Here is a 10666-nt window from a genome sequence, read left to right on the forward strand (position 1 = left end):
AGCCATTTTGTCAAGGCAGCGCGGCTCATGCGCTCTTTTTGAGCGCTTCTCTGCTCATAAAAAACCATGAAATCAGCGGTGCGCAGCCGATTCCGAATAGCAGCCAGTTCATAACCACGGGAGCCGTCGTTTTCGAGGCCACGAAAATAAATATCGCCGTACCCAAAATCCGGCCAACATTTAACATCAGCTCTCTAAGAACAATATATTCCTCGCGGCGCTTAACGCTATCCGGGTTTTTGCCGATCAAATCAAACACGGTTGAAGTCATAGGGATCGAATACAACGGAAAGAACAGCCCTGCGCCAATGCCGAAAATAAGCAAAGTCGTAAAATTCACCTTCCAGAAAAAAGGGACCAGAATCAAGACAATCATAAGCGCCCCGATAAACATCGCTGTCCTGCGGTTTTTGTTTTTCAACAAACGGCCGGCAATCATGAAGCTTACCAAGGCGACGGCCGAGGTAACCAAAGAAAAGTTGCCCAGCTTCATCTCGCTGCCCGTGTGCACATAGACCAGCAAGGCAATCATGAAGCCGAAAACCCCTTCCCGCACCCCTTGGGCAATGAGCGCCAGGGAAACCGTTCGCCAGGCCGTCCCCTTTTCCTTCAAACAGCGCCAAGTCAGCAGCCATTCATAATGGCCCTCGGACTTTCTTTTTTTCAGAAAGAAGCTGAAGATAACACCCACGACAAAGACGACTAACGAAATTGTAAAAATAAGCCGGTACCCGCTCGTCTGCTTCATATGAACGATCAGAAAGCCGGAAATCCATGGTGCCAGCATCCCCGCTCCGGACCCGAGAAGCCCCGCCCAGCCATTGAACCGGTCCCTGTTGCCGGGGTCCGTCACCTCGAAGTAAACGACATTAAAGGCCAGCCAAAAAAAGCCTGCCGACATCCCTTGAATGATACCGAGCACAATGTAATAATCAGCCGCCCGATCACCCGTCCACAGCACCGCCGAATAAAACAGCGCCGATACGACAACCCCCGCCCGGAGGCAGTTCATTTTGTTATGCTCCTTCACCCATTTGCCCGCCATCCAGAAGGTGATGGCCATCGTCAAATGATGAATCAGCGTAAACCAGCCGATCAGCGTAAAATCTTGTTTCGCTTTCCACAGGTATACATTAACAAACGTGCCTGATAAAGCGTTAGCCACAGCGACCAAGCCATGCACTGTCAGCAGCAAGCGGGATTGCGCGGTAAGCGGAGCCTTGGCTTTGGTGCCTGGTGCCGATCCCTGCTTCCCTTCGTTCTTATAGCGCCATGCCGAACGCTGGTCCGCGCTGCGAACCCATTTTTGCGGAAAATGCTTTGTTCCCGAATGCATAAGCTCACCTGAATTGTTGGATTAGGACGTTACGTCTCTGTTAACCTTCCCCCTCAAGCAAAAAACATGAGCACATACATAAAAAGGAATCCTCACGCTGCGCGGGAAGATTCCTTCATGGTCTACCAACCTATGGTGATATTTCTACTTGCCATAAAACGAACGAATTAGCTTACTTGCTGCCAAGCTGCTTCAAAAGCTCGATCAGGCCCATCCGATCCTGCTCGGATAACACATGCTCGACCTTAAAGCAAGAAGGACATACATACACACGGGTTGCATGTGTCGGCTTCAAAATTGCCTGCTTGACGTTCTGCGGAACGTAAGGCTTAAAGCCTGGCGACGCAGGCTGTTGGCCTGCCAGCAGCATCAAGCTTTGGCAAGCTGAGCATTCCGGCGCCTCCTCCTGAGTATCCAATACCCGTTGGACGCCCTCTTCATAATCATCCATTGCATCGTATTCTTCATCGTTGTAGTCTTCCAGCTCATCGAACGTCCGCTCTTGACCGGATGGGTTCACATTAAGCTTGATACTGCGATACTGTCCCAGCTCGTTATAGCAGTGCGGGCAAGTTTCCTCCGGTCCGATCTCCGGGTCCCACACGATTTCAGTCTGACACCATGGACACAGGTGATCATACTCCTGCGGCATCCCACATTCCTCCGATTCTATAATTACAAGAGCTTCATCAGCTTATGCATGATTAATAAAATAATAGACGCCTACACCCAAAAAAACAAGCGCAAGCACTAACAAGCTGCCCCATAAATATTTCATTCTCTTGCCTCCTGCGTCATATCCAAGCTCTCAGGGTTAAGTCACGCTCGCTCCAATCACGTAAGAAATCGAAATGGATATCATCATGGAGAGAAGCCCCACCGCTTTATTGTCCTTTTGAATCTCTTCGTCAATTTTAAAATAAGGCGTCAGAAACTCAAAAATAAAGTAAGCGACAAGCAGCAGCACAAATCCGTACCCCGCCCAAATTAACGAATGCAGCAAAGAATCGTTATTTAAGATAGCAAAGCGAAACAAGTTGCATATACCAAAAATTTTACCTCCGGTCGCCATAGCCACCGACAGGTTGCCCTTCTTGATTTCTTCCCAGTCTTTGTATTTGGTTACCAGTTCAAATATGGCCAGGAATACAATCAGGGCGACTATCGCCACAGAGAAAAAAGCTAATGTCTCAATATACGGATTCGCCAACAATACATCCACCTCTTCATTCAACGTTCACGACCTCACCCTCATGAAGATCTTGTCAAATCATGGGATTCTATAACAACGGTGGAAGAGACTGCGGCTAACGCTGCAGTCTCTACCCCAAGTTTCATGCTTATGCAATTAGGATTGATTTTTGGCTTGAAGCTTCGCGCGAAGCGCTGCAAGCTCATCATCCACACCATCGTTTTTACCCAATTGGTCGAGTTCGTCGTCTAGGCTGCGGTTTTTGGAACGAAGCTCGTTGCTTGCTTCCGCTTCTGCTTCCATTTGCAGCACCTTTTCGGACATCCGGTCAAAGCCTTTGGCTGCATTGTCGGTACCGAAGCCGGACATAGCCTGATTGATCTGCTTTTGTGCTTTAGCCGCTTCGGCGCGGGCGATCAGCAAGTCCTTTTTGTTTTTGAGCTTCGTGAACTCATCCTTCATCTCGGACAGCTGATTGCGAAGGCGGTCAGCGTTCGTCTTGGCAGTATCATACTGCTTCTTCATTTCGTCGAAGCGAGTTTGATGCTCTTTCTTGTCCTGCAGCGCGCGGCGGGCCAAGTCTTCGTTGCCTTGCTCCAGAGCTTTCAATGCCTGCTCTTCACGCTTGGACACCATTTCCTGCGCTTCCTCGTACTGCTGCTTGAATTTCTTCTCAACGGCGATTTGCTTCGCTACCGCCACTTCGGCTTCATTAATGTCTTCTTCCATATCGCGCAAAAACTGATTCAGCATTTTTACCGGATCTTCAGCTTTGTCCAACAAATCGTTAATCGAAGCAGCAGTCAAATCACGCAATCTTTTAAAAATCCCCATAAGTCATTGCCTCCCATGATTTCTCATTTATTTGTATTATAAACCGTAACTTTCGAAAGTGCACTAACATCGATGTTCACACTTATACATACGAAACAAACAAAAGGTAGTTTCATGGAGCTCCAAAATATTTTTGCGCCTTATTTCAGCTCGACAACGGTTACCCCTGTGCTGCCCTCGTTGTAGTTGCCGATACGGTAGCTTTTGACATGCTTGTGCTTGCGTAAAAACTCCTGAATTCCGGTCCTCAGCACGCCCGTGCCCTTTCCATGGATAATGTAGACCTGACCCAAATTCGCCAAGTAGGACTCATCCAAAAAGCGGTCCACCTCGATAATGGATTCCTCGATATTCGAGCCCCGAAGATCAAGCTCCATCCGGACATTCTCGTCGCGTGTCCGCTTGACGCTCGCAGCGGTCTGCTGCGGCTTCTTCACGGCCGTGGATGCAGCCTTAACCAGCTCCAGATCGGCCAGCTGCACCTTCATCTTCATAATGCCAAGCTGGACCGTCGCTTCTGTATCGTTAATGATGTCTACTATATGGCCCTTCTGACGGAGGCTGGTCACCAACACCTCATCCCCGGCCTCCAGCTTATCCGGCTTGCTCTTGGCCGACCTGTCTGCCGACTTCTTGGAGCGCAGCTCCGGCACGGCTTGGTCAAGCCTGCGCTTCGCATCGCTCAGCTGATGGTCCTTGACCCCCAGAGCCTCCTCCCGCTTGATGCGGCGCAGCTCGGTAATAATTTCATCCGCCTCGCGCCGTGCTTTGGCTACGGCCTCACGCGCTTCCTGCTCCGCGCGCTCGAACATCCGCTCGCGCTGCTCGGCAAAGCGCTGCTGCTCCGCCTCCAGCTTGGCGCGCAGGCTCTCGACCTCGCGGCGCAGCTGCTCGGCGGTCTGCCGCTCGGCCTCCGCGGTCAGCCGGTTCTCCTCCAGCGTGGCAATCATCGATTCCACGCGCTGATCCTCTTCTCCGACCTCGCCGCGGGCGTGGTCGATAATCGGCTTCGCTAGGCCGAGCCGCTCCGCGATGGCAAAAGCGTTGCTTCGGCCCGGCACGCCGACGAGCAGCCGGTAAGTCGGGCTTAGCGTCGCAATGTCAAACTCCATGCTCGCATTGATAATGCCTTGACGGTCGAAGGCGTAAGCCTTCAGCTCGCTGTAATGCGTTGTGGCAATGATGCGACAGCCCATGCGGTGAATATATTCCAGAAGCGCAATCGCAAGCGCCGATCCTTCGGCAGGGTCCGTTCCCGCGCCCAGCTCATCCAGCAGCACCAGACTTTTCGGCGTCATGTCTTTCAGAATCCGGATAATATTCGTCATATGACTCGAGAATGTACTCAAGCTTTGCTCAATGCTCTGTTCATCGCCAATATCTGCGTATATCGCATCAAAGACGCATAATTGGCTCCCCTCCTCGGCAGGAACAAACATGCCCGACATGGCCATCAGCGAAAGCAATCCGATCGTCTTAAGCGAGACGGTTTTACCTCCGGTGTTGGGTCCTGTGACGATAATCGTCGTGTAGCGGTTGCCCAGCTCCATATCTAAAGGAACGACTTTGTCCTGCGGTATAAGCGGATGACGTCCGCGTTTGATTTTGATAAAGCCACGGTCATTGAGTATAGGCAGCGTCGCCTTCATCTCATGCGCCAGGCCGGCTCTTGCGAATATAAAATCGAGCTCTCCGAGCGACTCGAGGTTCGCCAGCAGCTCCTCCGTCACTTCGGCGACCAGCGCTGTCAGCATGCGTAAAATTTTCTCGACCTCAGCCTCTTCCTTCAGCTTCAGTTCACGTACCCGATTATTCAGCTGAACGACCGCTTCCGGTTCAATAAAAAGCGTCGCCCCAGAGGCAGACTGGTCATGAATCATCCCGCCAAAATGACTGCGGTATTCCTGTTTTACCGGCAGCACATACCGGTCGTTACGAATAGTTACCAGATTATCCTGCAGCATTTTCTGGATGGATGGCGTTCGTACCATTTGCTCCAAACGGTCGCGTGCCCGTGTCTCGCTGCCACGGAGCTCCTGACGAATCTTGGCCAGCTCCACACTCGCGGAGTCGACGACCTGGGCGTTATCGTCAATGCATTGCTTGATCCGGTCTTCCGTCGGCTTCAGCTCTGATATCAGCTCCGCCATAGCGACCAGCGATGGAATCGGGTACTCCTCCTGAAGCTCCACCAGAAACCGTTTTAACCTGCGGCCGCCGTAGATTGTATTCGCCACGTCATACAGCTCGGTTGGGTTCAATACGCCTCCGATACGGGCGCGGTGCACGGACGAAGTAATATCGCGGATCCCGCCGAATGGAGCGTTTCCTTTTAACCGGTTGACATTCACCGCTTCGTCGGTTGCCTTCAGCCTAAGCTTGACCTGTTCAAAATCGCCGCTGGGGAGAAGCGCTTCGACACGGCCTTTGCCTAGCGCCGTTTCTGCATGCTGGGCACACTTATATAAGATGGACGCATAATCCAAAGTCTTCAATATTTTGCTGTTCAATTGCTCTTCCTACCTTTCTTTCCGTCACAGACCTATTCATTATATTATATCGTACGCCAAAGTCATAAGCGAATTTTCAACTAAAACCATTCTTTACTTCCGGCCCTCAGCTGGATACATAAGACGATCCGATCTGGTTATAATATCATGTGCACCAATTGAAATGTGTTCTCGTCGAACACTTTCTTAGCTACTGACATTAAGTCTTCTTCCTGAAGACCCTCAGGATTCATCATTCTCAAAAGGAGGTATCAGCTGATGCATTTGCTTGGCCATCTTGTCAGGTTTATCGTGTCTGCTTTGGTGCTGATGGTTGTGAGTTGGATCGTACCGGCTTTTGAAGTGGGTGGTTTCTGGAGTGCATTTTTCCTTGCTCTGGTTATTGCTATCGCCGCTTGGGTAATTGAGGGTATATTCGGAAAACGGATTACTCCGTTCGGCCGCGGGATCGTAGGCTTCATTACGAGCGCGGTCATTATCTGGCTGGCTCAGTTCATTGTCAGTGGTGTGAAGACGAGTTTTATTGGTGCTATTTTGGCTGCTTTAGTGATCGGGATCATCGACTTGTTCATTCCTGTGAAAACACCGTTCGAGCAGGGAACAAGCGGACGCGGTAAAAACAGATAATGTCTTATCGCCTTGCCTTGTCTTGGATAACGCAAGTGAACCCGGCATCCATTAGCCAAAAGGAAAATCAGTCTGCGGAGCATCGTATGACTGATTTTTCCTATATTTTTTGGGACAGGCATAAAAAAGAATATTTCAAAAAAGATTCCATGTTTTGTCACGGCTTCGTCACTGTAATCGCCTGTCATATCCTGTATGATGGGTTTAGTGAGATAAAAAATTGTTGGAGGGGTATCTACAATGAAAAAGCTTATCGTATTAGCACTTGCTATCAGTCTTGTCTTCGCGCTTTCCGCCTGCGGTAAAAAAGAAACGGCACAGCCGCCGGCAGCCGGCGGTACGACAACAGGGGGAACAACCACTGGCGGAGCAGCGGCAGGAGGAGCTCAAAACATCAAGCTTACCGCGACAAACTGGAAGTTCGATCAGCCTGAATACAAAGTGAAGCAGGGTCAAGACGTTACAGTAACACTGGAGAACAAAGAAGGCTTGCATGGCGCACAAATTAAAGATTTCAACGTTAACTTGAGCGGTAATACTTTGACCAAAACGTTCAAAGCCGACAAAGCGGGAACTTACGACATCATTTGCTCCGTTCCTTGCGGACAAGGCCATTTGAATATGAAAGCCAAATTGATTGTCGAATCCTAAAATAAGAACAAAAAAAGAACGATCGAGGCCTCTAAAAAGCCTTGGTCGTTCTTTTTTCATATCCATGAGATGAAATTCAAAAACAAAACAAATGCGTTCGCTTCACGGGAACGAGCTTCCCGCTACGTTCGATTTGCATTAGAGCTGGGTCAAAATCATTGGACCTTCACTAGTAATCGCGATCGTGTGCTCATATTGCGCGGATAAGCTTCCGTCCAGCGTTCGGGCTGTCCAACCGTCAGCATCCGTCTTGGAACGGTAGCCGCCAATATTCAGCATGGGTTCAATCGTAATGACCATGCCTTCTTTGAGCCGCGGCCCTTTGCCCGGAGGCCCGTAATGCGGAACCTGCGGCTCCTCGTGCATTTGCTGTCCGATTCCGTGGCCGATAAATTCCCTCACGACCGAAAAACCTTCCGCTTCCGCGTACACTTGAATCGCATGGGAAATGTCGCCGATCCGGTTTCCTTCAACTGCCTGCTCAATCCCTTTAAACATCGATGCTTTTGTTACGTCCAGCAGCCGCTGCGCCTCGGGTGAAATGGTTCCGACCGCGTAGGACCAGGCGGAATCGGCAAGCCAGCCGTTCAAATTAACGACCATATCAATCGTGACAATATCCCCGTCGTTAAACGGGTTGTTATTCGGGAATCCATGACAAATGACATCATTTACCGATGCGCACGTTGCGAATGGATAGCCGTGAAACCCTTTTTGCTCCGGTGTCGCTCCATGCTTCGCCAAGTATTCTTCTACGAATTTATCGATCTCCAGCCCCGTAATGCCCGGCCTCATGATTTTCGCGATTTCCTGATGGCAGGCTGCCAGAAGCTTTCCCGCTTCCCGCATAAGTTGAATTTCTTCCATGGACTTAATTGTAATCATGGACTTGCAGTGCCCCCTCTAGATGAAAAAACACGAACGCCTTCATCAAGGCAATCGTGCATTTTTAGTATCGTTATTATATTGACTATATCGAATGAAAGGGGACATTGTCAAACCCTGAACAGGATAGACCGTCCATCAGGCGGTCTTTTTCTGATCCCAGAGCTCGTGCAGCTTGTCCGAAACGGATGGCACCAGATTCAGGATGTAGGGAGTGGACTTGGAGCCCTTCAGCAGCTGCTGAACGGAATCGTTCGGCAGTACCGTCATGACCTGCACCGCCACAATGATCAGCAATAAGGCTTCTGTCAGCCCGAGCAAGGCCCCGCTCCATTGATTCATCAGCTTGATACCCGGTGTCAAAGCGATCCAGTTCAACACCCTTCCTACGATGCTCATGACAAGCTTCACGCCGAACAGCAGCAGCGCGAAAGCTATCGCATTGTACACATACGTTTCGAGATGCAATCCCTTAACCAGATACTCATATTTCTGATAAGAAGCGTAAGAGGGCAAAGAGAGCGCCTCGGCAAGCAGAGGCGCCGCATCTTTGTAAAAGGTGAAAGCAACAAGGTAAGCGACAATCAAGCCCGCTACCGAAACCAATTGGCTGACAAGCCCCCGGTAAAATCCCATCACCGTACCGGCAATGAGTATGACTGCCGCCGCCCAATCCAATCCGTTCATTCCCACTCGCTATTCCTTCTCCACCAATTCGATCCACTCATTGTATTCGACCTGAAGCTTCTCATATTCCGACTTCAATTCACTCAGCTCGGTGAATACATGCTGTGCCCGTTCCTGGTGGTCATTGTATTCTTGCTGCATGGCACGCTGCTGTCGTCCCAGCTCTTCATACTGCTCCTGCAGCTCGTTATATAACTCGATTTGCAGCTGCAGCTCTTCCTGTTGGGAGCGGAACTGCCCGCGCATTTGCTCCGACTGACCAGACATTTCCTCATTCAGACTCTGCCAGTGACGGCACTGCCGGTCCAGCTCGTCGAGCCGCTGCTGCTGCTCGCTCCGCTGATGTTCCAAACGTTCGTTCAGCTCCAGCTGCTCCAGGTACCGGCTTTCCCACTCAGCAATTTGCTCGGCCGTCTGCTGCAGTTGTTCCTCTACGGCCGCTGCCGCCTCCGCCTTGCCTTGAAGCCGCTCCTGAAGAGCGTCGCATTGCTGCTGAAGGCGGCTTATTTGCTCGCTTGACGATACCTCCTGCTGATTCAAGCGGGCCTTCAACTCGTTAAACTGGCCTTCCAGCTCGTTGTAGATCTCCTCCTGCAGCTGGATTTCCTCCCGCTGCATGCCCTGCTGCTTACGCAGCTCTTCCGCTTGCGTCGTCAATTCGTCGCAGCGACGCTGCCATTGGCTGGCACTTTCCTGCAGCTGGAGATGATACGCCTGCTGCTCCCGGAATTGGGAGAGCAGCCCCCGCTGCTCCTCTTGCAGGACCGCAATCTGCTGCCGCTGCTCTTCCAGCTGCAGCTCCCGGTGAGCAAGGTGTGCCTCCAGCTCCATGCGGCGCTCGTCGCGCGCCTCCAACGCTACCCTGCTGCTTGCTTCCAACGAAGCCAGCTGATTCTGCAGTTCCCCGTGCTTGGACTCAAGCTCGGCGTACAGCTCCAATTGCAGCTGCAGCTCTTCGAGCTGGTTGTCAAGCAGCTGCTGTACTTTCTCGTACTGCCCGCGAAGCTCTGCCTGCTGGCTGGCTGCGGCTTCCTGCTCACGCTGATGCTGGGCGATACGCTCCTCGAAGACGCGGGTCTGCTCTGCTTGCTTGCCAAGTTCTTCGTCAACCAGACGAAGCAGCCCCTGCAGCTCTTGAACCTGCTGCTCCAGCTCTGCGGCGTATAGTCCCGATTCGCGGTGCTGTCTTTGCAGCTCCTGATTGGACTGCAGCTGAACCTCGTACGCCTGCTGCTGCAGCTGGATTTGCTCCTGCATCTGTTCAATTTGCTTGCTGAACTGATCAGCTTTTTCCTGGAGCTCGGCATCCTGCAGATTGCCAAGCTCCTCGAGCTCAGCCGCTTCCCGTTCCTTCTCTGTCAGACGCTGCGAAAGCTCGGCTGCGTCACGCTCCCGCTCGGTGAGACGTTGTTCCAATGCTGCGATGGCGCGCTCCTGCTCTGCCAAGCGTTGAGTTAAATCTTCGGCAGCTCGCTCCCGCTCCGCCAGCTTCGCTGCCAGCTCGGCTGCGGCCTGCTCCTGTGCAGCTGCGGCCTCTTGCTCGCTGCGATACGCCGCCTCCAAGCGATCGCGTTCCGCTTGCGCCGCTTTCAGCTGCTCTGCCTGCGCGGCCAGCTCCGCCTCCTGCAGCTGGCTCAGCTCTTCCAGCTCCGCTGCGGCGCTTTGCTGGCTGGCCAGACGGCCTGCCAGCTCCGACGCTTCGCGCTCCCGCTCCGCCAGCTTCGCCGCTAGCTCGGCTGCAGCCTGCTCCCGCGCAGCTGCCGCCTCTTGCTCGCTGCGATACGCCGCCTCCAGGCGATCGCGTTCCGCTTGTGCCGCCTTCAGCTGCTCCGCTTGCGCGGCCAGCTCCGCCTCCTGCAGCTGGCTAAGCTCCTCCAGCTCCGCTGCGGTGCTTTGCTGGCTGGCCAGACGGCCTGCCAGCAAAGCACCGCAGCGGAGCTGGAG

10 protein-coding genes are annotated in these 10666 nt (G+C 52.3%); 2 read left to right on the top strand and 8 right to left on the bottom strand.

The features are described 5' to 3' along the window. Nucleotides 1–25: 25 nt before the first annotated feature. The 5 genes from CF651_RS09615 to CF651_RS09635 all read right to left on the bottom strand — a co-directional run bounded on the left by CF651_RS09615 (nucleotide 26) and on the right by CF651_RS09635 (nucleotide 5872). Nucleotides 26–1336, bottom strand: coding sequence for an MFS transporter (locus tag CF651_RS09615; RefSeq protein WP_094014637.1), 1311 nt, complete (start codon nucleotides 1334–1336; stop codon nucleotides 26–28). Between the two features lie 172 nt (nucleotides 1337–1508). Next, nucleotides 1509–1988, bottom strand: a complete 480-nt coding sequence (locus CF651_RS09620) for a hypothetical protein (RefSeq protein ID WP_094014638.1) — start codon at nucleotides 1986–1988, stop codon at nucleotides 1509–1511. 162 nt (nucleotides 1989–2150) lie between these two features. Next, on the bottom strand, nucleotides 2151–2570 hold the full coding sequence (locus CF651_RS09625; protein ID WP_094014639.1) for a DUF350 domain-containing protein: 420 nt from the start codon (nucleotides 2568–2570) through the stop codon (nucleotides 2151–2153). A 114-nt stretch (nucleotides 2571–2684) separates the two neighbouring features. Next, nucleotides 2685–3362 (bottom strand): PspA/IM30 family protein, encoded by a 678-nt coding sequence (locus tag CF651_RS09630; RefSeq protein ID WP_094014640.1) that lies wholly within the window; start codon nucleotides 3360–3362, stop codon nucleotides 2685–2687. Nucleotides 3363–3502: 140 nt separating this feature from the next. Then, nucleotides 3503–5872: an endonuclease MutS2 gene (locus CF651_RS09635; protein WP_094014641.1), complete on the bottom strand. Its 2370-nt coding sequence runs from the start codon at nucleotides 5870–5872 to the stop codon at nucleotides 3503–3505. Between the two features lie 258 nt (nucleotides 5873–6130). Between CF651_RS09635 and CF651_RS09640 the strand changes: the two genes are divergently transcribed. Continuing rightward, on the top strand, nucleotides 6131–6499 hold the full coding sequence (locus CF651_RS09640) for a phage holin family protein (protein WP_094014642.1): 369 nt from the start codon (nucleotides 6131–6133) through the stop codon (nucleotides 6497–6499). Between the two features lie 240 nt (nucleotides 6500–6739). Next, nucleotides 6740–7150 (top strand): cupredoxin domain-containing protein, encoded by a 411-nt coding sequence (locus tag CF651_RS09645; RefSeq protein WP_094014643.1) that lies wholly within the window; start codon nucleotides 6740–6742, stop codon nucleotides 7148–7150. A gap of 138 nt (nucleotides 7151–7288) precedes the next feature. Here the strand turns inward: CF651_RS09645 and map are convergent, their stop codons facing one another. The 3 genes from map to CF651_RS32220 form a co-directional block, all read right to left on the bottom strand. Further along, nucleotides 7289–8035: a type I methionyl aminopeptidase gene (gene map / locus CF651_RS09650; RefSeq protein ID WP_094014644.1), complete on the bottom strand. Its 747-nt coding sequence runs from the start codon at nucleotides 8033–8035 to the stop codon at nucleotides 7289–7291. A gap of 138 nt (nucleotides 8036–8173) precedes the next feature. Further along, the gene (locus CF651_RS09655; RefSeq protein ID WP_094014664.1) at nucleotides 8174–8722 is read right to left on the bottom strand and encodes a CvpA family protein; all 549 of its coding nucleotides are present in this window, start codon (nucleotides 8720–8722) and stop codon (nucleotides 8174–8176) included. Nucleotides 8723–8731: 9 nt separating this feature from the next. Then, nucleotides 8732–10666 (bottom strand): coiled-coil domain-containing protein (locus CF651_RS32220; protein WP_483869980.1); only part of this gene is annotated, 1935 nt, incomplete at its 5' end.

Source organism: Paenibacillus rigui, assembly GCF_002234615.1.
Classification (GTDB): domain Bacteria; phylum Bacillota; class Bacilli; order Paenibacillales; family NBRC-103111; genus Paenibacillus_S; species Paenibacillus_S rigui.

Excerpts from the sequence above, each read along its gene's own strand:
- CF651_RS09615 (WP_094014637.1), bottom strand. The coding sequence starts at position 1,336 with ATGCATTCGGGAACAAAGCATTTTCCGCAAAAATGGGTTCGCAGCGCG.
- CF651_RS09620 (WP_094014638.1), bottom strand. The coding sequence starts at position 1,988 with ATGCCGCAGGAGTATGATCACCTGTGTCCATGGTGTCAGACTGAAATC.
- CF651_RS09630 (WP_094014640.1), bottom strand. The coding sequence starts at position 3,362 with ATGGGGATTTTTAAAAGATTGCGTGATTTGACTGCTGCTTCGATTAAC.
- CF651_RS09640 (WP_094014642.1), top strand. The coding sequence starts at position 6,131 with ATGCATTTGCTTGGCCATCTTGTCAGGTTTATCGTGTCTGCTTTGGTG.
- CF651_RS09645 (WP_094014643.1), top strand. The coding sequence starts at position 6,740 with ATGAAAAAGCTTATCGTATTAGCACTTGCTATCAGTCTTGTCTTCGCG.
- map (WP_094014644.1), bottom strand. The coding sequence starts at position 8,035 with ATGATTACAATTAAGTCCATGGAAGAAATTCAACTTATGCGGGAAGCG.
- CF651_RS09655 (WP_094014664.1), bottom strand. The coding sequence starts at position 8,722 with ATGAACGGATTGGATTGGGCGGCGGCAGTCATACTCATTGCCGGTACG.